This is a genomic window from Brevibacterium sp. CS2 (assembly GCF_005280295.1).
Classification (GTDB): Bacteria; Actinomycetota; Actinomycetes; order Actinomycetales; family Brevibacteriaceae; genus Brevibacterium; species Brevibacterium pityocampae.
The window spans coordinates 1,121,203-1,145,170 of record NZ_CP040020.1 but is presented as its reverse complement, the minus strand read 5'-3'; the positions used below and the strand labels follow the sequence as shown (position 1 = coordinate 1,145,170).

Genomic DNA, 23,968 nt, shown 5'->3' with positions numbered 1-23,968 from the left:
GACGGCGGGCGATCGGTCTGGCGGCCGGTGGCGGCCGGGTCGGTCGTGCGCGTCAGCGCAGGTAGAGCCTGACGGTGTCGATCTCGTCGCGCAGCAGGCGCACCTCCTCGACGGTGGGCTCCGCGGTCGTCTCCACGGTGGGGCCGACGGCGAGGTCCCAGCCCGTATTCTCCCGCACCTGCTCGACGGTGACGCCGGGGTGCACATGGGTGAGCTCGAGCTCGCCGTACTTGTCGGTGCGCTGGAGCACGCCGAGCGGCGTGATGACGACGCTCACGCCGTGGCCGGCCGGCTGGATGCCCACGGCGGCCTCGCGGGCGCGGACCGGCGAGGGGGAGGTGACGAAGTCGACCGCCTCCGGGAAGGCGGAGAGGTCGTGGCGGCGGACGATGACGAAGATCTCCCCGGCGTTGGCCATGATGTCCGTCGCCCCACCGGATCCGGGCAGCCGCACCTTCGGCCGGTCCCAGTCGCCGATCACCGTGGTGTTGAGCGAGCCGTGCCGGTCGATCTGCGCCGCGCCGAGGAAGCCGACGTCGACGTTCCCGCCCTGGAGCACGTAGCCGAACAGCGCCTGCATGTTCACGACCGCCTCGGCCCCGGACACGACGACGGAGTCCGCGATCCCCTCGGCCATGGCCTCCGGGTGGGCGCCGGACACACCGGACTCGTAGATGAGCTCGATGTCGGGGTTGATGGTGCGGTGCGCGAGGTCGACGGCGAGCGTGGGCAGTCCGATCCCGGCGAACACGGTGCGCTTGCCGGCGAGCATCTGCGCGGCGGCGCACACGATGAGCTCGGTCTGGGTGTAGTCCGGTGCGGTGCTCATGCCTGCCCTCCGTCGGTGGTCGTGGTGGCCGGGGGTGCCGGCGGCGCCGCCGGTGCCCTCGGTGCGGTCCGCTGGGCCGGCGGCGTCCGAGGTGCGGGCCGCTGCGTGCTCTCCGGCCTCGGCGGCGGCGAGCTCGGTGCCGAGCAGGCGGCGGCCGTAGTCGACCGAGCCCGAGGGCCGGGATCCGACGGCGAGGCCGGCCATCCGGTCGCGTCCGAGCACATCGAGGTACTCGGCGTGGTCGGCGGTGTTCCGCACGTGGTCGTCGAGCCATTCCTGCAGACGCTGCGGATCCTTGCTGATCGGCGTCCACTCGCGGTAGAAAGCGCAGTCGCGGTCGTAGGATCCCTGCACGTAGGACGGGTGCGCTCCCTGCGGGACGACGCATACGGCGTCGACCGCGTGGGCCGGGATCAGGGTGCGGTTGGGGTCGGCGCGGATGACCTCGGGCGCGACGATCTCCTCGACGACGACGATCGCCCGCTCCGCGGCGTAGACGGCCTCCTGCTGGACCCCGGTGATGCCCCAGATCTGGGCGTTGCCCCTCGTGTCGGCACGCTGCGCGTGGATGATCGTGACGTCGGGGTTGAGCGGGGGCACGACGTAGGTGGTGCCCCCGGTGTAGGGGTCGGCGACGAGCTTGATGTTCGGGTTGATCGACGGGATGTCGGAGCCGGCGAAGGAGCGGATCGGCATGAAGGGCAGGCGGGCCGCGCCGGCATGGTAGCGCAGCACCATCGCGTGGTGGCTGTACTCCTCGACCTCGAGCGGCTCCGGGTCGTGGTGCTCGAGGCGGCGGCGCACCTCGTAGAGGCTGCCGGCGGATCCGGAGGCGAAGAAGGAGCACACGAGCTTCGACACGCAGCCCGCGGCGAGCATCATGTCGCAGATGAGGTCCGGGGTCATGCGGCAGAACGTCAGGTCGGTGATGCCCTGGCGGATGATCTCGTGGCCGGCGGCGAACGGGATGAGGTGGGAGAAACCCTCGAGCGCGACGGTGTCACCGGAGTGGACGTGCGCGGCGATCGCCTCGGCGAGGTCGACGACTTTGTCTGTGTTCATGTTCGCTTTCACTGGTGGATCCGCGATACTGGCAGTGGACGAGCGCGGTGCGAGGAGCGGCTCGTTCCACATTAAGTCATCTGGCGCACGAATACCACCCCCATTCTTTACGCGACGTGCAATAATGTGGGCATGGAAATCCACCAGATCCGCGCGTTCCTCGCCGTCGCCGAGGAGCTCCACTTCGGTCGCGCCGCAGACAAGCTCGGCATGGCGCAGCCGCCGCTGAGCCGCACCATCCGGCAGCTCGAGCGCGAGCTCGGCACCGACCTGTTCCGCCGCACCACCCGCTCGGTGAGCCTGTCCCCGGCCGGCGCCGCGCTCGTCGAACCGGCCCGCGCCGTGCTCGACAGCACCCGCACCGCGCGCGAATCGATCAAGCTCGCCACCCTCGGGGACATCGGCCATGTGCGCTTCGGGTTCGCCGGCGCCTCCTCGAACAAGCTCGTCGCCAAGCTCGCCTACGCCTCCCGGCAGCGCAAGCCCGGGATCACCCTCGACCTCGAATCGACGACCTTCGCCAACGAGGCGCTCACCCGCGTCATCGACGGCTCGCTCGACCTCGCGCTCGTCCGCTGGCAGGCCAAGCCGCCGCGGATCTCCGGCCGGCCGGTGATGATGGAGCGCCCCGTGGTCGCCGTGCACACCGAGCACCGCTTCGTCGGCCGCTCCTCGATGGACATCGCCGAGCTCGCCGACGAGGATCTCATCCTGCTGCCGGCGGAGTCCGGGGCGAACATGCGCGACCTCATCGACCACTGGTGCTTCCGGGCCGGCTTCACCCCGAACGTCATCCAGGAGGCCCCGGACTCGTGGATCGTCATCGCGCTCGTGTCCGCGGGGATGGGCATCACCATCACCTACGATTCGGTGGTCGCGAGCTTCAACGACCCGAACATGGTGACGATCCCGCTCACCGTCGACCACGACCCGATCAAGGTCTACCTCGCCCACCGCGAGGACGACGACAACCCCGCCCTGCGCGAGGTGCTTGCCGCCGCCGAACTCGCCCTCCCCACCGTGGGCTGAGCGGCGGGTCCGCGGGGTGAGGGGGCGCGGGCCATGGGTTGAGCGGCGGGCCGAGGGTCCGCAGCACCTGCTCTCGCATCGACCTGCCACTTCTGTTCGATCCTCCCGTCGAGCTGTCGCTCCCGCTCGAAGCACCCATGGATCCTCGAGCACAGATGGCAGGTCGATGCCGGGGTCGCGCAGAAGTGGCAGCTCGACGGCACCCGCGGCGGGTGGGCGAGACCGAGGTCATCCCCAGGAGCCCTCCGCAGTCATTTCAGTGCGGTGCCGGCCTCGCCCAGCCAATCCAGTGCGGTCCAGCATCACCCCAGCCACTCCAGTGCGGTCCTGCATCTCCGCAGCCACTCCAGTGCGCTTACCCGCCGGTATCCGCACTGGAACGACCCGGGAACCCAGCCGGCGACCGTGGTCCCGCTCGGCGACCCTGGTCCCGGCCGGACCGCCGCCGTACGATGGGATCCCGGGGCCGTGCAGCGCAGCACCGCATCACGGCGCACCGCAGCACCCCAGCACCGCAGCACCCCAGCCCAGCAGCACTGCAGTACCACCCCACCGCAGCGCACCACCGCACCGCCCCCGCGACCCGCCCGCCGAGGGAGAGCCATGACCGCGACACCCACCGGACGGACCCCGACCGGACGCCTGTCCGCGCACCACCCGCTCACGCTCGAGATCAGCCGCGAGTTCGCCGTCGAACCCGCCGAGCTCTGGGCCGCGCTCACCGAGTCGAGCCGCACCGCGGCCTGGATCGGCCCGTGGTCCGGGGACCCGGCCTCCGGCACGATCGCCATCCGACTCAACGCGGAGGAAGGTGCCCCGGAGCAGACCGCGCGCATCACCGCCTGCGAGCCCCCGCACCGGCTCGGTGTGACCGTCGACGCCAGGGCCGGGCAGCCGTGGCGCCTCTCCGCCGAGGTCTCGGCAGCACCCGACGGAAGTCGCGTCACTCTCCTGCACCACCTCGACGATCCCGCGACCGCGGAATTCAGCGGCCCTGGCTGGGAGTTCTACCTCGACCGGCTCGCCGCGGTGATCACCGACGCCGAGGACCCCGCGGAGATCGACTTCGAACCCGACTACGTCCCCAGCATGTGCGCGCACTACCGGGCACTCATCGAGGACGCATGAACGGCTCCGCGGAGGCACGTGAAGAGGAAGGCACCTGAACCCCTCCCCGCGAACGCCCTGCCCGCACACCGGACACCTCGCCCGCACACCGGAGCCCACCCGAAGGCCCTGCCGGGGCCCCGCCAGGGGCCTGATTACCTGTCGAAGAAGTATTAATCCAACGTGAATACCCTCTGGACAGGTATAGATAACCCGTGACACAGTGGACCCATACGGTCACGACTCCCGTCACCCATCGCCTCCAGGAGGGCACCCATGTCTGAAGACATCGTCATCTGCGAACCCCTGCGCTCCCCCGTCGGCGCCTACGGCGGCCAGTTCAAGGACATCGCTCCCGAGGAGCTCGGCACCCAGGTCGTCAAGGCCCTCATCGAGCGCACCGGCATCGCCCCGGACGTCATCGACGACGTGATCTTCGGGCAGTGCTACCCGCAGATGGAGGCCCCGGCGCTCGGCCGCGTCGTCGCGCTCAACGCCGGCCTGCCCACCACCGTTCCCGGCCGCCAGGTCGACCGCCGCTGCGGCTCGGCCCTGCAGGCCGTCATCGACGGCGTGTCCGCGATCGCCACCGGCGGCGCCGAGGTCGTCATCTCCGGCGGCGCGGAGACCATGAGCCGCGCCGCGTTCTTCAACGAGAACATCCGCTGGGGCGTGCGCGGCGGCAACATCGAGCTCAAGGACAGCCTGGTGCGCGGGCGCCTCACCGCCGGCGGCACCCACTACCCGGTGCCCGGCGGCATGATCGAGACCGCGGAGAACCTGCGCCGCGAGTACGGGATCTCCCGCCAGGAGCAGGACGAGCTCGCCGTCGAGTCGCACCGCCGCGCCGCGGCCGCGACCGACAACGGGACCTTCGCCGAGGAGATCGTGCCGATCACCATCCCGGCCACCCGCAAGAAGCCCGAGCAGCAGATCACCCTCGACGAGCACATCCGCCCGGGGGCGAACCTCGAGTCGCTGTCCAAGCTCAAGCCGATCATGGGCAAGCAGGACTCCGAGGCGACCGTCACCGCCGGCAACGCCTCGGGTCAGAACGACGGCGCCGCCGCGACCATCGTCACCACCCGCTCCAAGGCCGAGGCGCTCGGCCTCAAGCCGCTCGCCCGGTTCGTCAGCTGGGGCGTGGCCGGGGTCGAGCCGAACCGGATGGGGATCGGCCCCGTGCCGGCCGTGGAGAAGGCGCTCGGCCGCGCCGGCCTGACGATGAAGGACATCGACCTCATCGAGCTCAACGAGGCCTTCGCCGCACAGGCGCTCGCCTGCACCCGCGAGTGGGACTTCGGCAAGGCCGACTTCGAGCGCACCAACGTCAACGGCTCGGGGATCTCGCTGGGTCACCCGGTGGGCTGCACCGGCGTGCGCATCCTCACCACCCTCGTGCGCGAGATGGACCGCCGCGGCGCCCGCTACGGGCTCGAGACCATGTGCATCGGCGGCGGCCAGGGGCTCGCGGCCGTGTTCGAGCGGGTCGAGGCCTGATGGCGCTCAAGCCGCTCGCCGGGATCACCGTCTTCGAGAACGACTCCTTCGTCGCCGGACCGTCCTCCTGCCTGGGCCTCGCCCAGCTCGGGGCCGAGGTCATCAAGATCGACCCGATCAAGGGCGGCCCGGACATCGACCGCTGGCCGATCACGCCGGAGGGCCGGTCGATCTACTGGGGCACCCTCAACCGGAGCAAGCGCTCGGTCGCGATAGATCTGCGCAGCGAGGCCGGCCAGGAGCTCGCGCAGGCGCTCATCACCTCCCCGGGCGAGGACGCCGGAATCTTCGTCGAGAACAACGTCGGCCGCCCGTTCCTGTCCGATGAGGTGCTCCGCGGCAAGCGGGCGGACCTCATCCACGTCAAGGTGCAGGGTTCGGCCGACGGCGGGCCGGGGGTCGACTACACCGTCAACGCCGAGGCCGGCATCCCGCTCATCACCGGCTCCGCCGAGGTCGACGGCCCAGCCAACCACGCGCTCCCGGCCTGGGACCTGCTGTGCGGTCAGGCCGCCGCGACCGCCGTGCTCACCGGGCTTCTCCACCGCCGGTCCACCGGCGAGGGCCTCTACGAGGAGATCGCGCTCAAGGACATCGCGCTGGCCGCGGTCGCCAATCTCGGGTGGTACACCGAGACCTTGCAGCCGGCCGGTGAGCGCGCCAAGCACGGCAACCACATCTTCGGATCATTCGGCTCGGACTTCGCGACCTCCGACGGGCGCTACGTCATGATCACCGCGATCACCAAGCGCCAGTGGGGCAACCTCGTCAAAGTCACCGGGCTGACCGAGGTGGTCAGCGCCTTGGAGACCGCCCTCGGCACCGACTTCGCCCTCGAGACCAACCGGTACACGTACCGGGAGACCCTCGAGGCACTGCTCAAGCCGTGGTTCGCCGCGCGCACGGCCGCACAGATCACCGCCGACCTCGAGGGGTCGGGAGTGCTCTGGGCGCCGTATGCCTCGCTCGGCGAAGTGGCGCAGGACACCCTCGCCGCCGCGCAGGACGTCCCGGCGGGAGCCGGCGTGCTGCGCACCCTGGAATCCGAGGCGCTCGGCACCATGCTCGTGGGCGCCTCGCCCATCCGGGTCAACGGGGAGTACCTCGCCGAGGATTCCCCGACGGTCTTCGGATCCGCGACCGAGGCGGTCCTCACCGAACGCCTCGGCTTGGGATCTGCTGAGATCGGCAGACTCCATGATGAAGGCATCATCGCCAGTTGATAACGTTAGAGAGCTATCCCTTTCGAAGGTGCACGTCTTCGCGTTCGAACGGGTACCAGGTTCTTCAGGAAGGATGAATCTCCCCATGCGGATTGTCACTTTTGTCAAGTACGTCCCGGACGCCGCCGGTGACCGCTCGTTCGAGTCGGACAACACCGTCGACCGCTCCGTCGACGGCCTCCTCTCGGAGCTCGACGAGTACGCGGTCGAGGCCGCCCTCAAGATCGCCGAGGACGAGGACGACGCCGAGGTCATCGCCGTCACCGTCGGCCCCGACGATGCCGTCGACGCCGTGCGCAAGGCCCTGCAGATGGGCGCCGACTCCGGCGTCCACGTCCTCGACGACGCGCTCGAGGCCTCCTGCGCCCTCGGCACCGCGAAGGTGCTCGCCGCTGCCGTGAAGAAGGTCGAGGAGGAGGAGGGTCCGGTCGATCTCGTCATCACCGGCCTCGCCTCCACCGACGGCCAGATGTCGGTCGTGCCGGTGCAGGTCGCCGAGCTGCTCGGCCGTCCCGCCGCGACCCAGGCCTCGGCCCTCGAGGTCTCCGGCGGCACCGCCAAGATCCGCCGCGACGGCGACACCGCCTCGCAGCACATCGAGGTCACCCTGCCGGCGCTCGTGTCGGTCACCGACCAGATCAACGAGCCGCGCTACCCCTCCTTCAAGGGCATCATGGCCGCGAAGAAGAAGCCGCTCGAGGAGTACGAGCTGTCCGAGCTCGGCGTCGACGCCGGAGAGGTCGGCGCCGCCGGTGCCACCACCGAGGTCGTCGAGCTGACCGAGCGTCCGCCGCGCACCGCCGGTGAGATCGTCACCGACGAGGGCGAGGGCGGCAACCAGCTCATCGAGTGGCTGGCGTCGAAGAAGCTCGTCTGATCCGCCGGTCCGCACCCGAATCGCACAGACTCCTCCTGACTGAAGGATTGATCACACACCATGTCTGAAGTTCTTGTTCTCGTAGACCACGTGGACGGCGACGTCCGCAAGTCCACCCTGGAGATGCTCACCTTCGCCAAGCGCCTGGGCGAGCCCACCGCCGTGTTCGTCGGCGACGCCGCCCAGGGCGAGGCGGCCGCCTCGACCCTCGGCGAGTACGGCGCCGAGAAGGTGCTCGTCGCCTCGGATCCGGCCTACTCGGAGTTCCTCGTGGCTCCGCAGGCCGAGCTCCTGGCGAACCTCATCGAGACCCGGCAGCCCGCCGGCGTGCTCGTGCCCGCCACCGCCGACGGCCGGGAGATCGCCGCCCGCGCGGCCGTCCGCACCGGTTCCGGCATCATCACCGATGCCAGCGACATCGCCGAGGGCTTCGTCGCCACGCAGTCGGTGTTCGCCGGTTCCTACACCGTCTCCGGACGTGTCACCAAGGGCACCCCGATCGTCGCCGTCAAACCGAACTCGGTCTCCCCGGAGGCCGCCGCCGGTGCCGGTGCGGTCGAGACCGTCGACTTCGCCCCGAGCGATGCCGCGAAGACCGCCCGCGTCGTCTCCGTCGAGGAGAAGCCGCAGTCCGGTCGCCCGCAGCTCAACGAGGCCGCGATCGTGGTCTCCGGCGGCCGCGGCACCGCCGGCGACTTCGCTCCGGTCGAGGCGCTCGCCGATGCGCTCGGCGCCGCTGTGGGTGCGTCCCGCGCCGCGGTGGATGCCGGCTGGTACCCGCACGCCAACCAGGTCGGGCAGACCGGAAAGACCGTGTCGCCGCAGCTCTACGTGGCGGCCGGCATCTCCGGTGCGATCCAGCACCGCGCCGGCATGCAGACCTCGAAGAACATCGTCGCCATCAACAAGGACGACGAGGCGCCGATCTTCGAGCTCGCCGACTACGGCGTCGTGGGCGACCTGTTCCAGGTCCTCCCGCAGGCGACCGAGGCGGTCAACGCCCGCAAGTGAACCACCCCGGCTGAGCCCTGACCCCTGAGGCTCATCCAGAACGCGATATCCCGCGGTTCCTGAGAACGGAACCGCGGGATTTCGCTGTCTCGGCACCCGGCCGGATCGCCATGGCGTCGGACCCGCATCGGCCCGGCGCCGAGCCCGGCGCCGGGCCCCGTCAGCTCAGCGTCGGGAGCGGGGCGGAGTCGTCGAGGGGGACGCGCTTGTCGATCGTGCCGTCGTGGCCGATGAGGGTGAGCACGCCCTCGCCGCCGCGGTCGGGACCCGCAGCGATGCGCGCGCCGGGCGCGACGATGCAGTTGCGCAGCCGCACCCCGGATTCGACCACGGCGCCGTCGAGGAGGACCGAGTCGCGCACCTCGGCTCCGGCCTCGATCCGGCAGTCGATGCCGACGACGGAGTGCTCCACGCCGCCGTGCACCTCGGCCCCGGCGCTGATGAACGCCCGGCGCGCCTGCGCCGACTGGCCGAGGAACGCCGGCAGCCGCTGGGGCTGTGCGGACAACAGCGGCCAGTCGGGGCGGTGGAGGTCGATCGCCTCGCCATCGATGAGCTGGAGGTTCGTCGTCCAGTACGACTGGAGCGTGCCGAGGTCCATCCAGTACCCGCCGAGGTCGTGGGACACCACGGTGCGCTCGGCGAGGAAGTGCGGGATGAGCTCGTCGCCGTAGTCGGAGAGCTGCCCGTTCTCCTCGAGCAGCTCCTCGAGCGCCTCGAACAGCGCCTCGGCCCGGTAGAGGAAGATCTCCGTCGTGACGTAGGTGTCGCGGGCGCCCTCCGGCTTGTACTCGAAGCTCGCGATCCGGCGCTCCGGCCCGATCTCGACCACCCCGTAGCGCGAGGCGTCGCCGTCCTGATGGGTGGTGACCATGGTGAGGTCCGCCCCGTGCTGCAGGTGGGTGTCGTAGACGTCGAGGAAGTTGAGGTTGTAGAGGTGGTCGGCGCTGAGGACGAGCACGTGCTCGGGTGCGAACTCCCTCATCGCGTCGAGCTGGCGGGCCAGGGAGTCCGCATTGCCCTGCGCGAACCCCTCCCCTCCCCGCCCTCGAACGGCGGGGTGACGACGAGCCCGCCGTGCGTGCGGTCGAGGTCCCACGGCCGCCCGTTGTCGATGTAGAGGTTGAGCTTGTGCGGCTGGAACTGCTCGACCATCCAGACGTCGCGGATGTGGGAGTGCGCGAGATTGCTCAGCGCGATGTCGATGAGCGTGTACGTGCCGCCGATCGGCAGGGTGGGCTTGGGCTGGTCCTGCGTCAGACTCTCGAGCCGGCTGCCCCTGCCGCCGGCGAGGACGAGTGCGAGGATGCGGGGGATGCGCACGGGAGGGACCACCCTTCATGAGGAACATGCCTTGTCGGAACCCGTCCCATCCTAGAGCGCGGAACCGGCGCGCACCGGCTCTCCGATCCCGTGAAGTCGCCTAGACTTTCCCTGTGAGCACCCAGTCGAAGCAGGACCCGCGCCAGGACACCCGCCAGGACGCCGCCGGCGGCCCGAACCCGGGCCGGAGCGCGTCCGGGCATCAGCATGCCGAGTCCGACCGCCGGCACACCGGCAGCACCGCCGAGGCCTCGCCGCACCGGCTGACGAAGACCTCGTGGAAGTACGCGTGGGCCCGCACCATCCATCAGTACAAGCACAACCGGCGGCACAACACCGCCGCCACGCTGTCCTTCTACTTCATGCTCGCGCTGCTCCCGGCGATCGTCGCGGTGCTGTCGATCCTCAACGTGTTCGGCCAGGGCCCGCAGACGGTGTCAGCAGTGATGGACTGGCTGTCCCAGGTGTCCGGCGAGGGCAGCGTCCAGCAGCTCGAGCAGCCGCTGCTCAGCCTCGCCGAATCCCCCGGCGGCGGTGCGGCGTTCGGCATCGGCATCCTCGCCTCGCTGTGGTCGGCGAGCAAGTTCGTGCGCGCTTTCGGTGCCGCGATCAACGACGTCTACGGGATGGCCGAGGGACGCTCGAGCTGGCTCCGCTTCCTCCAGACCTACCTCGTGACGATCGTCGCGATCGGGCTCGTCGTCGCGATCCTCCTGTGCCTGCTGGGCTCCACTGCGCTCCTCGAGCCGTTCGGGTTCGACGACACCCTCACCACCGTCTGGGCCTGGGTCCGCTTCCCGCTCGCACTCGTCCTCACCCTCCTCCTCATCACCCTGCTCTACGCCGGCACGAGCAACGTCCGCCGCGCCAAGTTCGTGCTCTCGACGATCGGCGCGCTCGTCGCGCTGCTCGCCTGGGCGATCCTCACCGCCGGCCTCTACCTCTACGCCGTCGTGTTCAGCGGCTTCGATTCGACCTACGGGGCATTCGCCGGAGTGCTGATCTTCCTGTTCTGGCTGTGGCTGACGAACATGGCGCTGCTGTTCGGCGCGGAGTTCGACTCGGAGATCGAGCGCACCCGCCAGCTCCAGGCCGGGATCCTCGCCGAGGACACCATCCAGCTCCCACCGCGGTCGACGAAGAAGATCATCGACGACGCGCAGGTGCAGGCCCGCTTCCAGCGCCAGGGTCGAGAACTCCGGGAATCCCGCGGAGCCACCGACGGGGACGAGAACTCCCTGCCGGTATAGACTGGCACCGAACCGGCAGGCGCTCTCGCGCACGATCGCGCGGAGCAAGGATGCTTGCCGTGATATCCATGCGCCGTTCAGGGCGCTGACCCCAGGGAGGGACCATGAAGAAGCGACTCATTCTTCTCGCCGGCGTCGGAGTCGGGTTCGTGCTCGGTTCGCGTGCCGGCCGCCAGAGCTACGAGAAGCTCAAGGCCCAGGTCGAGGAGTGGTGGCAGGACCCCCGCGTCCAGGACTCGGTGACCAAGGCGACCGACACCGTCAAGGAGCAGGCGCCGATCGTCGCCGACCGCGTCAAGGAGAAGGCTCCCGAGGTGGCCGGCAAGGTGCAGTCCGCCGCCGGATCCGCCGTCGGTGCGGTGCAGGGCAAGGTCGACGACGTCAAGACCAACCGCGAGCAGAAGAAGGCGGAGAAGAGCGCCGCTGCCGGCGCAGACGACCTCGACGCGAAGAAGGACGCCGAGGCGAAGGCCGCCGCTGCCGCCACGCCGGCTTCCGGCAGCGTCGCGGATCCGACCTCGCAGGCGCAGCAGGACACCGGCGTGGAGGCCGGATCGAAGACCAGCGCGGGCGGATCCGTCACCGAGCCCTCGTCGAAGGCCACCGGCACGTCCGGCGCCGGCAGGGCGAGCGCCTCCGGCAAGGCCGCGGGCACCTCGTCCGACGCCGTCATCCTCGACGACTCGATCTCGGATCCCTCGACCCCGCTCGAGGCCGAGGGGCCGACCACCGGCGCCTCGAGCTGAGAGACCCGCGCATCGGGCGCTGCGCAGCGCTCTGAGCCCGCTGGGCGCCCAGCGCGTTGCGCACTGCTCGGCGAGCAGCACGAAGCCCCGTGCACCGGAAGGTGTGCGGGGCCTCGTGCGTTCTCGGCAGGCCGGCGGCGCTAGAGCAGGGAGCTCGTGAGCCGGCACAGGCTCTCGAGGTACTTCCGGCCGAGCGAGCGCTGCCGCCAGGCCTCCACGTCGAGCTCCACGGAGTTGGCACGATAGTCGTCGACCTCGAGGCCGTACATCCGGTCGGTGAACTCCTCATCGACGATGAACAGGGTGACCTCCATGTTCATCGCGAAGGACCGCTCGTCCATGTTCGAGGAGCCGATGAGAGTGACCTCGTCGTCGATGAGGAGGAACTTCGAGTGGAGCACCGTGGGGGCGTGGTACTGGAAGATCCGCACCCCGGCGTCGACGAGCTCGTCGTAGTAGGACTCCTGGGCCTTCTGCGCGATCGCGTGGTCGCTCGTCGCCCCCACGTAGAGCCGCACGTCCACCCCTGAGAGCGCCTCGGTGACGAGCGCATGCATGAGCGACTCGTCCGGGACGAAGTAGGGCGAGCACACGACGACGGTGTGGTTGGCGTTGTAGATCAGGTGATTGAAGAGCCGGAGGTTGTTCTCGAGCTCGAACCCGGGGCCGCTCGGCACCACCTGGGCCATGATCCCGCCGTCGTCCGGCGATTCGACCTCGGAGTCGAACTCATCGGTGAGCATGACGCCGGTCTCGGAGTACCAGTCGGAGGCGAACACCGCATTGAGCTCCGCGACGACCGGGCCGGTGCACCGCACCGACAGATCCTTCCACTCGAAGCCCTTCCTGAGGTTCGCGCGCTTGTTGTACGTGCGGTGGATGACGTTCTGCGAGCCGGTGTAGGCCACGGTGCCGTCGACGACGAGGATCTTGCGGTGGTTGCGCAGATCGGGCCGCTGGTACTCGAGCTTCCACGGACGGATCGGCAGGCACCGGCGCCAGCTCACCCCGGAGGCGTCGAGCATCTTCACGAGCTCCGCGTATCCGGGGTAGCCGAGCGAGCCGATGTGGTCGATGAGGATCCGGACCCTGACGCCGCGGGCATGGGCGGCGAGCAGCGCGTCGAGCAGCGGGCGGGTCGCCTCGTCGATGGCGACGATGTAGAACTCGAAGTGGACGTAGTCGGTGGCCCTGTCCACCTCGGCGGCCATGTCGAGCATGCACTGGTGGTTGTCGGGCTCGAGGGTGAAGTCGTTGCCGTGGGTCATCGGCAGCGCCCCGAGCCGGTAGTTGAGCTGCGCGGAGGTGACGAGCGGCTCGCTCAGGTGGTCCTCGCGGCCGAGGATCGCCTCGTCGTCGGTGCGGCTGCGGATGAGCTCGTTGACCTCACGCTGCTGGGCGCGGCGGCTGGGCGGCAGCTTCGCGGAGCCGAACAGGAGGAACGCGATGATGCCCACGTAGGGGATGAGGAAGATCGCGAGCAGCCAGCCGAGCGCCACCGAGGGCTTGCGGCGATAGGGCACCCAGCCGAGCGCGACGATCCGGATCACGGCATCGATCGCGATGAGCGTCACGAGGACCCAGGTGGGCCACCGCGCGTCGAAGGGGAAGATGATGAAGGATTCCACAGGCCGTTCGTCTCTCGCAGGTGCGGCACCGCGGCTCGGCCGAGCCGGTGCCGGTGTGCCCTCATCCTACGTCCCCGCCGGGGGCCGCGGCCCGGCCGTCCACGTCCGCCGGAACACCGTCGACCTGCCGGTCGTGCTCGAGGTCCGGGGCGGGATCGAGCAGCGACGGCAGGTCGACGGTGCGTGCGGCGCAGGCTGCGGCCGGAACCGCGGCCGAACCGATCAGATGTGGCGGCCGCCGGCGATCTCGAGCACGGTGCCCGACATGTAGGAGGACATGTCCGAGGCGAGGAACAGCACGACCGAGGCGACCTCGCTCGGCTCGCCGGCGCGGCCCATCGGGATCTCGGCGAGCTTCGCGTCGATGACGTCCTGGCGCATCGCGGCGGTCATCGCGGTGTTGATGAAGCCGGGCTGGATGGCGTTGACGCGCACGTTCTTGAAACCGACCTCCTTGGCGGCGGCCTTCGTCATGCCGACGATGCCGGCCTTGGCCGCGGAGTAGTTCGTCTGGCCGAGCATGCCGACCTTGCCGGAGATCGAGGACACGTTGATGATCGAGCCGCCCTTCTCCTGGTCGCGCATGATGCCCGAGGCGGTCTTGAGCCCGTTCCAGGTGCCGCGCAGGTGCACGGCGATGACCTGGTCGAACTGCTCCTCGGTCATCTTGCGCATGGTCGCGTCGCGGGTGATGCCGGCGTTGTTGACCATGACGTCGACGGCGCCGAACTTCTCCTGCGCGAGCGCGCACAGCGCCTCCACCTGGCCGAGGTCGACGACGTTGCAGGCCAGGCCGACGGCGCGGTCGCCCACGCCGAGCTTCTCAGCGGCCGCGACGACGGCCTCGTCGTTGAGGTCTCCGAGGACGGCGTTGGCGCCCTCGGCGACGAGCGTCTCCGCGATGGCGTAGCCCAGCCCCTGAGCGGCGCCGGTGATGACGGCGGTGCGGCCTTCGAGCAGACCCATGATGTACTCCTTCGATCGGTGGTGCGGACGTGATGATGATGCGGTGGACGGGGTGACGGGAACCGGTGCGGCCAGCGGTGCACGGACCCGTGCGGGCGGCGCGCCGACCGCTGCGGTCGCGACCCGCCGGGCCCGGCGGGCTCACTCCCCGGTGAACTCCGGGGAGCGTTTGTCGAAGAACGCCGCCTTGCCCTCGCGGAAGTCGGCGGTGAAGAACAGCGCACGCTGCCCCGCCGCCTCGGCCGCGAAGGCCTCCTCGAGGCTCGGCGCGCCGACGGACAGCGCCTGCTTGATCGCCCGCACGGAGCCCGGCGCCCGGGCAGCCAGGCGGGCGGCCACCTCGGCGGCGGTGCTCAGCGCGGCGCCGTCCTCGACGAGGTGGTCGACGAGCCCGTAGGCGGCGCCGTCCTCGGCCCGGACCGGGTCCCCGGCGATCATCAGGCGCCGCGCCCGGGCCAGGCCGACGCGCGCCGGCAGCAGGGCGAGGAGCCCGCCGTCGGGCACGATCCCCAGGCGCGTGAACGGCAGGAGGAACTGTGCGCTGCGCCCGGCGACGATGACGTCGCAGGCGCAGGCGAGGCCGACCGAGGCACCGGCCGCGGCCTTCTCCACCGCGGCGACGGTGACGACCGGCAGGCCGGCGACGAGGCGGATGAAGTCGGCCACGGCCACCATCCGCTCGTCACTGGCCTCGGGGCTCTCCGGCGGCATCGAGGCGAGGTCGCCGCCGGCGGAGAACACGGAGTCGGCACCGGTGAAGACGACCGCCCGCACCTCCGCCGGCAGCGGGAACAGCACGGCGGAGATCTCCGCGCGCATGTCCGCGCTCAGCGGGTTGCGGCGGGCCGGCTCGTCGAGCGTGATCGTGAGGATCCCGGCGGCGAGCTCCGTGCGGATGAGGCTCATGCTCAGCGGCCCTCGAGGTGGGCGCCCTTGAGCATCTGGCGGGCGATGACGAGCTTCTGGATCTCGGAGGTGCCCTCGTAGATCCGGAACAGGCGGGCGTGGCGGTAGAATCGCTCGACCGAGGTCTCGCGCATGTAGCCCATCCCGCCGAACACCTGGACGCCGCGGTCGGCGACGCGGCCGAGCATCTCGGAGGCGAAGAGCTTGCAGGAGCTCGGGCCGAGCTTCTTGTCGGTGCCCTCGTCCCAGCGGCGGGCGGCGGCGAGCACCATCTCACGCGCGGCGGAGAGCTCCGCGTAGGACTCTGCGAGGAGCGCCTGCACGAGCTGGAACTCACCGATCGCGGTGCCGCCCTGCTTGGCGACCTTCGCGTGCTCGACCGAATCGTCGAGGATGCGGGTGGCCTGGCCGACGCACATCGCGGCGATGTGGAGACGACCCTTGTTGAGCGAGGCCATGGCCGCCTTGAAGCCGACCTCCTCCTCGCCGCCGATGAGGTACTTCGAGGGCACGCGGACGTCGTCGAAGAAGATCTCCGAGGTCCAGGCGCCGGCCTGGCCCATCTTCTTGTCGTGCGGGCCGACGGTGACGCCGGGGGAATCGGTGGGCACGAGGAACACGGAGATGCCCTTGCTGCCCTTGGCCTCCGGGTTGGTGCGGGCGAAGACCATGAGGACGTCGGACAGCGCGGCGTTGGTGATGAAGCGCTTGGCACCGTTGATGACGTAGTCGTCACCGTCCTTGACCGCCTTGGTGGTCAGGCCGGACGGGTCGGAGCCGGCGTCGGGCTCGGTGAGCGCGAAGGAGGCGACGACCTCGCCCGAGGCGATCCGCGGCAGCCACTCCTGCTTCTGCTCGTCGGTGCCGTAGTTGACGAGCACCTGGCCGGCGATGCCGTTGTTCGTGCCGAACAGCGAGCGGAAGGACGGGGTGGTGTAGCCGAGCTCGAAGGAGAGCTTCGCGTCCTGGTAGGCGTTGAGGCCGAGGCCGCCGAACTCCTCCGGGATCGCCCAGCCGAACAGGCCCATCTCCGCGGCCGCGACACGGATCTCCTTGGGGATCTCGTCCGTGTCCTCGATCTCGAGTTCACGGGGGATCACCTGCTCGCGGACGAACTCGCGGACGGTGGACAGGATGTGCTTGAGATCGGAATCGTCCATGATCTGCTTTCTCTCGGTGACGGCGGCAGGTGATGCCGGGCGGGGTTCCGGCGGTCTGCCGGGATGTCGATGGCGCAGGGCCGTCGGCGCCGAAGGCTGGGCCGAACGGCGCCGACGGGACGGCGGGAGGAGCTCAGTCGTCCTCGACCATGAGGGTGACGGCCTCGGCGATGCAGGCCGGGCGGTCCGAGCCCTCGATCTCGATGACGTGGTCCATGACGACCTGGATGCCCGAGCTCTTGCGGACGATCTCCTTGAGGGTGACGACGTCGCGCACCTTGGCACCGGCCGGCACGGGCTTGGGGAAGCGGACCTTGTTGAGGCCGTAGTTGATCTTCATCTTCATGCCGGTCACGTTCATCACCTCGGCGCCGAGCAGCGGCAGCAGGGAGAGGGTGAGGAAGCCGTGGGCGATCGTGCCGCCGAACGGCCCGGCCTTGGCGCGCTCCTCGTCGATGTGGATCCACTGGTGGTCGCCTGTGGCATCGGCGAAGGTGTTGATCCGCTCCTGGTCGACGGTGACCCAGTCGCTCGTGCCGAGCTCCTGCCCGAGGTGCTTCTCGAGCTCTGCGATTCCCTGGAATTCTCGCACCATTGCGCGTCTCCTTCTGTGCGGTGTGGAGGGGTGTCCGGGTGCGTGCGGCCCTCGGTGATTCTTACCTCAAACTGCATCAATCGCGCCGGACTTTTTGTGTTTTCTGCAACAGTCTAACCCGCTAGAGTGAACTTCGGTAGTACTGCCCCGGACTTCTTCGAAGGACATCCCATGGCGGACACCGCCCGGTCGGACGCTGCAGCCCCGCGCAGCCTCGATGTCGCCCAGACCCTGCTCTTCGTGCCCGCCACGCGACCGGACCGCTTCGCCAAGGCGCTCGCCTCCGGCGCACACGCGGTCATCATCGACCTCGAGGACGCGGTCGCCCCCGAGGACAAGGCGACCGCGCGGGATTCCGTCGCCGCCTGGCTGTCGGAGGGCGAGTGGACCGGCGCCGGCTCGGACACCGCGGTCGTGGTGCGGATCAACTCCGCCGACACCGAATGGTTCGCCCCCGACGTCAGCACCCTGGCGGCGGTCGCGTCCCGCTTGAGCACCGTCGCCGCCGAACGCTCGGGACACTACGCGCAGTGCCCGTTCGGGGTGATGATCCCCAAGTGCGAGTCCGAGGACCCCGTCCACGAGATCCGCCAGCGCTTCACCCAGCACGGCGTGGCCGCGCCGTACTTCATCGGCCTGCTCGAGACCCCGCGCGGCATCGTCGCCGCCGAATCCCTGGCCCGGGCCCATTCGGTGCACCGGTTCGCGTTCGGCAACTACGACCTCGGTCTCGAGCTCGACGCGATCGTCGGACCCGAGGAGACCGAGCTGCTCCATGCGCGCTCCCGGGTCGTCATGGCCGCCCGCGCGTTCGGCATGCCCGGGCCGATCGACGGCCCGTGCGCGGACTTCTCCACGGACGGGGCGACCGAGGCCTCTGCGCAGCGCGGGCGGGCCCTCGGCTTCGCCGGGAAGCTCGCGATCCACCCCCGTCAGCTCGCCGCGATCGACGCCGAGTTCGGCGATTCCGCCGAGGACGTCACCTGGGCCCGCCGTGTGGTCGACGCCGCCGAGGCCGCCGGCGGGGCCGCGGTCAACGTCGACGGCGCGATGGTCGATGCGCCGGTGCTCAAGCGCGCCCAGCGCATCGTCGCCCGCGCCGGACGCTGAACCGGGCGCCGAACCGGGTGTTGAGCCGGGCACTGGGCCGGAGCGCCGCGCCGGGGCACCGAACCGTCCGCCGCAGCCCTTCCGGTCAGTACTGACTGCCCGGATGCCGGACCCGCGCGTGACCTGGATCACGGCGCCGATACAGTACGGAGAAGACACGTCCGGCCCGCACCTGCAGCGGAGCAGCCCGAGCGGCGGAGCCGGCTGAGCCGAAGGTGGATGAATGGTGCGCGACCTGCACGACGAAGGACATGATCGCTCCGACCGCGTGGGCACATCTCTCAAGAGCAATCTCGCCCCGCCCGGGGTCGAGACGCCGATCAAGCCCGCAGTGAGCGTCATCGTGGCCCGCGATACCGCGGACGGCCTCGAGGTCTTCGTCCAGCACCGGGTGACGACCATGGACTTCGCCGCCGGCGTGCTCGTCTATCCCGGCGGTCGGGTGGATCCGCAGGATCACGAGATGGCGGCCGCGCTCGAGGTGCCCGGAGAGGTGCTCGACGCTCACGTCCGCGCCTGGGCGAAGACCGAGCTCGGCGCCGAGCCGGAGTTCGCGAAGGCGCTCATCGCGACCGCGCAGCGCGAGGTCGGCGAGGAGGCCGGGGCCACGATCGCGACCACCGCACTCAAGCCCTGGGCCAACTGGATCACCCCTCCCGGGCGCACCCGCCGCTTCGACACGTACTTCTACGTGGCGCGCGGCGACGAGATCGGCGATCTGCGGCACCAGACCACGGAGGCGACGAACTCCGAGTGGATGAACGTCGAGCACATCCTCGCCGAGGAGGCCGCCGAGCGGCTCAAGCTCATGCGTCCGACCCTCGTCCTCCTCAACGAGGTGCACTCCTTCGGCAGCGTCGAGGCACTCATGGCCGCCGAGCGCGACATCGAGCCGGTGCGGCCGGCGATGCCCGGAAAGCACGGCTGACGCGCGCGATCGGGATACAGCCCAGCCCCACCCGGCGGGGCCCCACCCCAGGAGCACCGACCCTCACCCGTCGTCCGTCCGCTGTGCGCCCACGTGGCCGCACAGCGGACGGACGGTGAAATCTCAGCGCCGTCCGAGCCACAGGCCACGGAGCGCACAACCTGCGCTGATACCCTCGATGAGATCCACATCACACCAGCGCGAAAGGGTCGCAGGTGCATTCTTCGCCCCAGGCTCACTTCTCCGATTCCACGACCTCCACCTCGTCGGCCCCGCCGACGACCCCTACGACACCCGCGCGTCCCGCGCCGCCTGCGCCCGGTTCCTCCGCACCTGAATCCTTCGCACCGAGCGGCTCCGCCGGCCCCGCGGCGGACCTCGGCGCGGTGTGGTCCCAGGCGGTCGCCTGCCGCGGCACCGCTCCGTTCCTCACCTTCATCACCGGCACCGGTGACTCGAACACGTGGTCGTACCGCCAGTTCGCCCAGCTCGTCGGGCTCACCGCGCAGCGCTTCCGGGCGCTCGGCGTCGCACCGGGCACTGCAGTCCACCTCAATCTCGAGAGCTCGCCGGCCTTCATCATGAGCTGGCTCGCCTGCGCCTCGCTCGGCGCCGTCGCCGTGGCGAGCGATCCCGAGGCCGAGGTGCCCGCCCTGCTCCGGGAGCTCTCCGGCACCCACCCCGTGCTCGGGGTTGTCGGCCTCCGCCGTCGCTGGACCTACCGCAACGCGGTCAGCCGCTCCGCGACCCCGGAGTTCCCCGTCATCGAGGTGTCCGAGGACGAGCCCGACACCCTGGCGGGCTCCCCGCTCTTCACCCCCGGGCCCGTCTTCGGCGCCGTCCGACGCCGCGACAGCGCGGGTCGATCCGGACCCCCGTCCCACCCCGTTGCGGGCTCCCGGGCAGCCGAGCGCCCCCGGCCCTGCGGTCCCACCGCCGCGGCCGCCGGCTCCCTGCCCGAGTCCGGACCGATCCGAGCACTCCCGGCCGGTGCGCTGAGCATCGTCGTCGGCGCTGAATCGGCTCACGACCCGACCGCAGCAGGGGCGCACCTCCTCACCCATGCCGACGGCCTCAGCGAAGCGCACGAGGCAGCGGCCGCCGCCGGGCTCGGCCAGGACCACCGCTGGCTCATCACCGGCGATCTCCACACCCTCGCCGCTCAGGCGCGCGAGCTCACCGCCGTGATCACCGCAGGCGCCACCGTGGTGCTCGCCGCTCGCTTCGCTCCCGAAGCCTGGCTCGAGCAAGTGCGCACCCACGCGGTGACTCACACGTGCCTGACCGCGGACCGGGCCCGCGAAGTGCTCGGCGACGGGTCCGTCGGTGAGGATCTCGATCGCCTCGCAGCGCGCACCGGCGTGCGCATCGGACCCGTCGCGTCGGACCCCGCAGTCGGCACGACATGGGCCCTCGCCGCGCCCGACGCCGCCGTCGCCGTTCCCGCCGGTCTCTGAGCCGGGCCGGCTCGCGCCGGAGCCCCGGTCACGAGCGAGGCGGGGATCCGGCCGCCAGGTCAGCGGCAGGCCGCCCGGTCACGGGGCCAGCCGGTCAGCCGGTCAGCGGCAGGGATCCCGCCTCGAAGTCGAGCACCCACTGCTTCCGGTCGTGGCCGCCGCGGTAGTTCCCGAAGCTGCCGTCGCTGCGGACGATCCGGTGGCACGGAAGGATGAGCGGGATCGGGTTCTTCGCGCACGCCGTGCCGACGGCCCGCACCGCCTTCGGGTTCCCCAGATGCGCAGCCATCTCCGCATAGCTCATCGTGCTCCCGAAGGGGATGTCGGCGAGCGCCTGCTGGACCTCGGCCCGGAAGCCCCGGGTGAGTCGGAGGTCGAGGGCGATGTCGAAGGACCTCCGCTCCCCCGCGAAGTACTCCCCGAGCTCCGCCACCACCGTCCGGGTCATCCCGCTGTCCTCGACGACCACGGGTCCGACCGCCTCGGCGACCTCGGTGAGAACGGCGGAGAGCTCCTCGGTGTCGAAGCCGATCCGGAGCAGGCCGCGGTCGGTGACGACGACGACGAGTTCGCCCATGGGCGAGGGCATCAGGGTGTAGGCGGCATCGACGAGCTCGGTGGCGTCACCGCGGGCGAGGACCTCGGCGTTGAGGGCAGCCACCATCGATTCCTCGAGCGCCGACGCGGGTCCGGAGAGCCGGTCCTCCGGCACGGCGCCCCCTGTTCCGGGACCCGGCTGCGAGTCGAGCCCGGCCGATGCGAATCCCTCGGGTGGTCCCGGGGTCGTGGGCACGGTGCGCGTCATGAGTGGTGCGCGGGTCATGGTCTCTCCTCCTCGATCATCCGCCGCAGTGCCGCGATCCCGTCCGCCGCCGCCCGGCGGGCGGCCGCCGGTGTGCCGCCGACCTGGGCAGCGACCTCGGCGTAGGGCAGCCCCCACACGTGGTGGTAGGCGACCGCCTCCCGCTGCCGGTCGGTGAGCCGCCACAGCAGAGCGAACACGTCGATCTCGCCCTCGCTCCCCTGGCCGGGGTTCTCCGGCCGGCCGCCGAGCGAGAAGCCGCCCGACCAGGTGTTGCCCGGCCCGGTGCCCACCGGCTCCGGCAGCTGCTCGACGGGGATCGCCCGCCGCGCGTTGCGCCGGTGCACGTCGATGCAGGCATGGCGTGCGATGGTGATGAGCCAGGCCTCGAGGTTGGCGTCCTCGGGCAGGGATGCGTATCCGCGCAGCGCGGCGAGGAACGCCTCGGAATAGGCGTCCTCGGCGTCCGCCGGCTGCGCGTGCATGGACCGGCAGAACCGCAGGATCCGCACCGAGTGCGTGCGGACGAGCTCGTCGAACGGTGGCTTCTTCATCATCCTGCAGACGTTCGGGAGGCCCGGAACGTGAGGTCGATGGGGAAGTTTCTCACTCCTCGCCGAACAGCGCGCGGCCCACCGCGTCGGAGATCTCCCCGGAGCCCACCTGGGAGAGCCCGCCGTCGACGAGGAACTGCGCGCCGGTGACGTAGGCGCCGAGCGGGCCGGAGAGCACCGCGGCCATCGCCCCGATCTCCTCCTTCTCCGCGTAGCGGCCCAGCGGCACCGCCTTCCTCCACATGTCGTCACCGGTCGGTCCGGCCAGCCGCGACATCCCCTCGGTGCCGGACACCGGCCCGGGGACCAGGGAGTTGGAGCGGATCCCGTGCCGGCCCCATTCCACCGCGAGATCCTTCATGAGCATCTCGATGCCAGCCTTCGCCGCCCCGACGTGCGCCTGGTAGCGGGTGGCCTTGAAGGCCTGTGAGGCGGAGATGAAGAGGATCGAGCCGCGGGTGCGCTGGAGGTACGGGAACGCGCAGCGGGCCGTGTGGTAGGCGCCCATGAGGTCGATGTCGACGACGGTGCGGAAGGCGTTGGAGCTCATCTCCTCCGCCTTCGCGAAGAAGTTCCCGGCGGCCCCGGCGACCGCGATGCTGATGTCGCCGAGTTCGGCGGCGGCATGGTCCATGGACGCCTGGAGGGCGTCCATGTCGCGCACGTCCGCGGCCCGGTAGGCGACCTTTGCACCGAGCGCGGCGAGCTCCTCGGCGGCGGCGGCGAGCTTCTCCTCGGTCCGGCCGCAGATCGCGACCGCGGCACCGCATCGGGCGAAGGCCTTGGCGATGCCGAGGTTGATGCCGGATCCGCCGCCGGTGATGAAGGCGACCTGCCCGGCGAGGAGATCGGAGGACAGGTGCCCGATCGGGTCATGGGCGGACTCGGCGCCGTGCGGCGCGGTCCCCTGCCGGCCGGTCATCACTGCGCTCCCTTGCGTGCGGCGAGAGCGGCGAGTCGCTTGTCGACGGCCTCGATCTGCTCGGGCCCGCCCATGAGCTCGGCGATGACCTCCTGCTCCGCATCGAATCCCTCGGCGAGGTCCGCGGTGGCGGCGAGGTCGATGAGCATCTTCGACCTCACCAGCGCGGTGCGGGACTTGTCGGCGATGGCGCGGCCCACCTCGAGCGCGCGCTCGACCGGGTCGTCGACGACCTCGTCGGCGAGCCCGATCTCCCCGGCCCGGGCGCCGGAGAAGACCTCGCCGGTGAAGATCAGCAGCTTCGCCCGGGAGGGGCCGACGAGCCGCGGCAGCAGCTGGGTGCCGCACATGTCCGGGGCGAGGCCCCAGTTGATCTCCATCATCGACAGCTTGGTGTCGGGTGCCATGATCCGCACGTCGGCGCCCATCGCGATCTGCAGGCCTCCGCCGAATGCGACGCCCTGGACGCCGGTGATGACGGGCACCTCGAGCAGCTGCCAGATGTGCACAGCCTGCTGCGCGATCGCACGGGCCGAGCCCAGCCGCTCTCCGAGGGCCACCGCGGGGTTCTTCTCCCCCGACTTCATCATGCCGAACTCGCCGAGGTCGAGGCCGGCGCAGAACGCGCGCCCGGTGCCGGTGAGCACGACCGCGGCGACGGAATCGTCGCCCCGCAGTCGCGTGCCGATCTCGACGAGGTCCTCGAAGACCTCGCGGGTGAGGGAGTTGAGCGTGTCGGGGCGGTTGAGCTCGACGCGGGCGAGGCGGTCCTCGATCGTCAGGGTCACCGTGCCATGGGAGGCGGTGTCGGTCATCATGCTCCTTCGCAGTGATGGTGCGGGTGCGGCGCCGCGCGGGCGGCCTGATCGGGCGTGATCAGGCCGGCAGGATCGTCGGACGGATCGGATCGGATCGGGCCGGGTGGATCGGATCGCTCCGGGCGGGGCCGGCGGCTCCTCCTACTCTAAACCGAAACCGAACGC

At 70.6% G+C, this 23,968-nt stretch carries 24 protein-coding genes; 12 read left to right on the top strand and 12 right to left on the bottom strand.

Annotated elements, in window-relative coordinates:
- Window positions 1–52: 52 nt before the first annotated feature.
- The gene (locus tag FDF13_RS15165; RefSeq protein ID WP_254668917.1) at window positions 53–1,891 is read right to left on the bottom strand and encodes a CoA-transferase; all 1,839 of its coding nucleotides are present in this window, start codon (window positions 1,889–1,891) and stop codon (window positions 53–55) included.
- 132 nt (window positions 1,892–2,023) lie between these two features.
- Between FDF13_RS15165 and FDF13_RS05000 the strand changes: the two genes are divergently transcribed.
- The 6 genes from FDF13_RS05000 (at window position 2,024) to FDF13_RS04975 (ending at window position 8,638) form a co-directional block, all read left to right on the top strand.
- Window positions 2,024–2,920: a LysR family transcriptional regulator gene (locus tag FDF13_RS05000; RefSeq protein WP_137318703.1), complete on the top strand. Its 897-nt coding sequence runs from the start codon at window positions 2,024–2,026 to the stop codon at window positions 2,918–2,920.
- A 603-nt stretch (window positions 2,921–3,523) separates the two neighbouring features.
- Window positions 3,524–4,048, top strand: coding sequence for an SRPBCC domain-containing protein (locus FDF13_RS04995; RefSeq protein ID WP_137318702.1), 525 nt, complete (start codon window positions 3,524–3,526; stop codon window positions 4,046–4,048).
- A gap of 255 nt (window positions 4,049–4,303) precedes the next feature.
- Window positions 4,304–5,527, top strand: a complete 1,224-nt coding sequence (locus tag FDF13_RS04990; protein WP_137318701.1) for an acetyl-CoA C-acetyltransferase — start codon at window positions 4,304–4,306, stop codon at window positions 5,525–5,527.
- On the top strand, window positions 5,527–6,750 hold the full coding sequence (locus FDF13_RS04985; protein WP_137318700.1) for a CoA transferase: 1,224 nt from the start codon (window positions 5,527–5,529) through the stop codon (window positions 6,748–6,750). The genes FDF13_RS04990 and FDF13_RS04985 overlap by 1 nt, the downstream gene beginning before the upstream one ends.
- Before the next feature lie 85 nt (window positions 6,751–6,835).
- Window positions 6,836–7,627, top strand: coding sequence for an electron transfer flavoprotein subunit beta/FixA family protein (locus FDF13_RS04980; RefSeq protein ID WP_137318699.1), 792 nt, complete (start codon window positions 6,836–6,838; stop codon window positions 7,625–7,627).
- Window positions 7,628–7,687: 60 nt separating this feature from the next.
- Complete coding sequence (locus FDF13_RS04975) at window positions 7,688–8,638, top strand: electron transfer flavoprotein subunit alpha/FixB family protein (protein ID WP_137318698.1); 951 nt, start codon at window positions 7,688–7,690, stop codon at window positions 8,636–8,638.
- 160 nt (window positions 8,639–8,798) lie between these two features.
- On the opposite strand, the gene FDF13_RS04970 is transcribed toward FDF13_RS04975, so the two are convergent.
- Window positions 8,799–9,623, bottom strand: coding sequence for a sugar phosphate nucleotidyltransferase (locus tag FDF13_RS04970; RefSeq protein ID WP_254668916.1), 825 nt, complete (start codon window positions 9,621–9,623; stop codon window positions 8,799–8,801).
- On the bottom strand, window positions 9,620–9,961 hold the full coding sequence (locus tag FDF13_RS15160; RefSeq protein ID WP_254668915.1) for a sugar phosphate nucleotidyltransferase: 342 nt from the start codon (window positions 9,959–9,961) through the stop codon (window positions 9,620–9,622). Before FDF13_RS15160 ends, FDF13_RS04970 begins: the two co-directional genes overlap by 4 nt.
- Window positions 9,962–10,074: 113 nt before the next feature.
- On the opposite strand from FDF13_RS15160, the gene FDF13_RS04965 reads away from it, so the two are divergent.
- Complete coding sequence (locus tag FDF13_RS04965; protein ID WP_137318697.1) at window positions 10,075–11,211, top strand: YihY/virulence factor BrkB family protein; 1,137 nt, start codon at window positions 10,075–10,077, stop codon at window positions 11,209–11,211.
- 104 nt (window positions 11,212–11,315) lie between these two features.
- Window positions 11,316–11,957, top strand: a complete 642-nt coding sequence (locus tag FDF13_RS04960) for a hypothetical protein (RefSeq protein WP_137318696.1) — start codon at window positions 11,316–11,318, stop codon at window positions 11,955–11,957.
- Between the two features lie 140 nt (window positions 11,958–12,097).
- On the opposite strand, the gene cls is transcribed toward FDF13_RS04960, so the two are convergent.
- The 5 genes from cls to FDF13_RS04935 all read right to left on the bottom strand — a co-directional run bounded on the left by cls (window position 12,098) and on the right by FDF13_RS04935 (window position 17,209).
- Entirely contained in the window at window positions 12,098–13,585 is a 1,488-nt protein-coding gene (gene cls / locus FDF13_RS04955; RefSeq protein ID WP_137318695.1) for a cardiolipin synthase, read from the bottom strand.
- Between the two features lie 222 nt (window positions 13,586–13,807).
- A complete protein-coding gene (gene fabG / locus FDF13_RS04950; RefSeq protein WP_137318694.1) occupies window positions 13,808–14,551 on the bottom strand; it encodes a 3-oxoacyl-ACP reductase FabG in 744 nt (247 codons plus the stop codon).
- 141 nt (window positions 14,552–14,692) lie between these two features.
- Window positions 14,693–15,457, bottom strand: coding sequence for an enoyl-CoA hydratase-related protein (locus FDF13_RS04945; RefSeq protein WP_137318693.1), 765 nt, complete (start codon window positions 15,455–15,457; stop codon window positions 14,693–14,695).
- 2 nt (window positions 15,458–15,459) lie between these two features.
- Window positions 15,460–16,617: an acyl-CoA dehydrogenase family protein gene (locus FDF13_RS04940; protein ID WP_137318692.1), complete on the bottom strand. Its 1,158-nt coding sequence runs from the start codon at window positions 16,615–16,617 to the stop codon at window positions 15,460–15,462.
- A 133-nt stretch (window positions 16,618–16,750) separates the two neighbouring features.
- Entirely contained in the window at window positions 16,751–17,209 is a 459-nt protein-coding gene (locus tag FDF13_RS04935) for a MaoC family dehydratase (protein WP_265809287.1), read from the bottom strand.
- A gap of 174 nt (window positions 17,210–17,383) precedes the next feature.
- On the opposite strand from FDF13_RS04935, the gene FDF13_RS04930 reads away from it, so the two are divergent.
- The 4 genes from FDF13_RS04930 (at window position 17,384) to FDF13_RS04920 (ending at window position 20,707) form a co-directional block, all read left to right on the top strand.
- On the top strand, window positions 17,384–18,322 hold the full coding sequence (locus FDF13_RS04930; protein ID WP_137318690.1) for a CoA ester lyase: 939 nt from the start codon (window positions 17,384–17,386) through the stop codon (window positions 18,320–18,322).
- A gap of 223 nt (window positions 18,323–18,545) precedes the next feature.
- On the top strand, window positions 18,546–19,250 hold the full coding sequence (locus FDF13_RS04925) for an NUDIX hydrolase (protein ID WP_137318689.1): 705 nt from the start codon (window positions 18,546–18,548) through the stop codon (window positions 19,248–19,250).
- Between the two features lie 178 nt (window positions 19,251–19,428).
- Window positions 19,429–19,587 (top strand): hypothetical protein, encoded by a 159-nt coding sequence (locus FDF13_RS14680; RefSeq protein ID WP_175406865.1) that lies wholly within the window; start codon window positions 19,429–19,431, stop codon window positions 19,585–19,587.
- Between the two features lie 49 nt (window positions 19,588–19,636).
- Complete coding sequence (locus FDF13_RS04920; RefSeq protein WP_175406864.1) at window positions 19,637–20,707, top strand: AMP-binding protein; 1,071 nt, start codon at window positions 19,637–19,639, stop codon at window positions 20,705–20,707.
- Between the two features lie 94 nt (window positions 20,708–20,801).
- On the opposite strand, the gene FDF13_RS04915 is transcribed toward FDF13_RS04920, so the two are convergent.
- From FDF13_RS04915 to FDF13_RS04900, 4 genes are read right to left on the bottom strand one after another with little or no spacing between them, the layout of a single operon-like run.
- On the bottom strand, window positions 20,802–21,530 hold the full coding sequence (locus FDF13_RS04915) for a methylated-DNA--[protein]-cysteine S-methyltransferase (protein WP_137318687.1): 729 nt from the start codon (window positions 21,528–21,530) through the stop codon (window positions 20,802–20,804).
- Window positions 21,527–22,063 carry an RNA polymerase sigma factor gene (locus FDF13_RS04910; protein ID WP_137320371.1) on the bottom strand — a complete coding sequence of 179 codons (537 nt, stop codon included), beginning with the start codon at window positions 22,061–22,063 and terminating at the stop codon, window positions 21,527–21,529. Before FDF13_RS04910 ends, FDF13_RS04915 begins: the two co-directional genes overlap by 4 nt.
- Before the next feature lie 52 nt (window positions 22,064–22,115).
- Entirely contained in the window at window positions 22,116–22,985 is an 870-nt protein-coding gene (locus tag FDF13_RS04905) for an SDR family oxidoreductase (protein WP_137318686.1), read from the bottom strand.
- The gene (locus FDF13_RS04900; protein ID WP_254668914.1) at window positions 22,985–23,803 is read right to left on the bottom strand and encodes a crotonase/enoyl-CoA hydratase family protein; all 819 of its coding nucleotides are present in this window, start codon (window positions 23,801–23,803) and stop codon (window positions 22,985–22,987) included. The genes FDF13_RS04905 and FDF13_RS04900 overlap by 1 nt, the downstream gene beginning before the upstream one ends.
- Window positions 23,804–23,968 lie beyond the last annotated feature (165 nt).

Bases quoted from the DNA above. Each gene is read 5' to 3' on its own strand.
- FDF13_RS04985 (WP_137318700.1), top strand. From the start codon at position 5,527: ATGGCGCTCAAGCCGCTCGCCGGGATCACCGTCTTCGAGAACGACTCC.
- FDF13_RS04905 (WP_137318686.1), bottom strand. From the start codon at position 22,985: ATGACCGGCCGGCAGGGGACCGCGCCGCACGGCGCCGAGTCCGCCCAT.
- FDF13_RS04960 (WP_137318696.1), top strand. From the start codon at position 11,316: ATGAAGAAGCGACTCATTCTTCTCGCCGGCGTCGGAGTCGGGTTCGTG.
- FDF13_RS04910 (WP_137320371.1), bottom strand. From the start codon at position 22,063: ATGAAGAAGCCACCGTTCGACGAGCTCGTCCGCACGCACTCGGTGCGG.
- FDF13_RS04995 (WP_137318702.1), top strand. From the start codon at position 3,524: ATGACCGCGACACCCACCGGACGGACCCCGACCGGACGCCTGTCCGCG.
- FDF13_RS04940 (WP_137318692.1), bottom strand. From the start codon at position 16,617: ATGGACGATTCCGATCTCAAGCACATCCTGTCCACCGTCCGCGAGTTC.
- FDF13_RS04975 (WP_137318698.1), top strand. From the start codon at position 7,688: ATGTCTGAAGTTCTTGTTCTCGTAGACCACGTGGACGGCGACGTCCGC.
- FDF13_RS15165 (WP_254668917.1), bottom strand. From the start codon at position 1,891: ATGAACACAGACAAAGTCGTCGACCTCGCCGAGGCGATCGCCGCGCAC.
- FDF13_RS04945 (WP_137318693.1), bottom strand. From the start codon at position 15,457: ATGAGCCTCATCCGCACGGAGCTCGCCGCCGGGATCCTCACGATCACG.
- FDF13_RS14680 (WP_175406865.1), top strand. From the start codon at position 19,429: ATGAGATCCACATCACACCAGCGCGAAAGGGTCGCAGGTGCATTCTTC.
- FDF13_RS05000 (WP_137318703.1), top strand. From the start codon at position 2,024: ATGGAAATCCACCAGATCCGCGCGTTCCTCGCCGTCGCCGAGGAGCTC.
- FDF13_RS04990 (WP_137318701.1), top strand. From the start codon at position 4,304: ATGTCTGAAGACATCGTCATCTGCGAACCCCTGCGCTCCCCCGTCGGC.
- FDF13_RS04915 (WP_137318687.1), bottom strand. From the start codon at position 21,530: ATGACCCGCGCACCACTCATGACGCGCACCGTGCCCACGACCCCGGGA.
- FDF13_RS04930 (WP_137318690.1), top strand. From the start codon at position 17,384: ATGGCGGACACCGCCCGGTCGGACGCTGCAGCCCCGCGCAGCCTCGAT.
- FDF13_RS04970 (WP_254668916.1), bottom strand. From the start codon at position 9,623: ATGAGGGAGTTCGCACCCGAGCACGTGCTCGTCCTCAGCGCCGACCAC.
- FDF13_RS04980 (WP_137318699.1), top strand. From the start codon at position 6,836: ATGCGGATTGTCACTTTTGTCAAGTACGTCCCGGACGCCGCCGGTGAC.
- FDF13_RS04925 (WP_137318689.1), top strand. From the start codon at position 18,546: ATGGTGCGCGACCTGCACGACGAAGGACATGATCGCTCCGACCGCGTG.
- FDF13_RS04900 (WP_254668914.1), bottom strand. From the start codon at position 23,803: ATGATGACCGACACCGCCTCCCATGGCACGGTGACCCTGACGATCGAG.
- fabG (WP_137318694.1), bottom strand. From the start codon at position 14,551: ATGGGTCTGCTCGAAGGCCGCACCGCCGTCATCACCGGCGCCGCTCAG.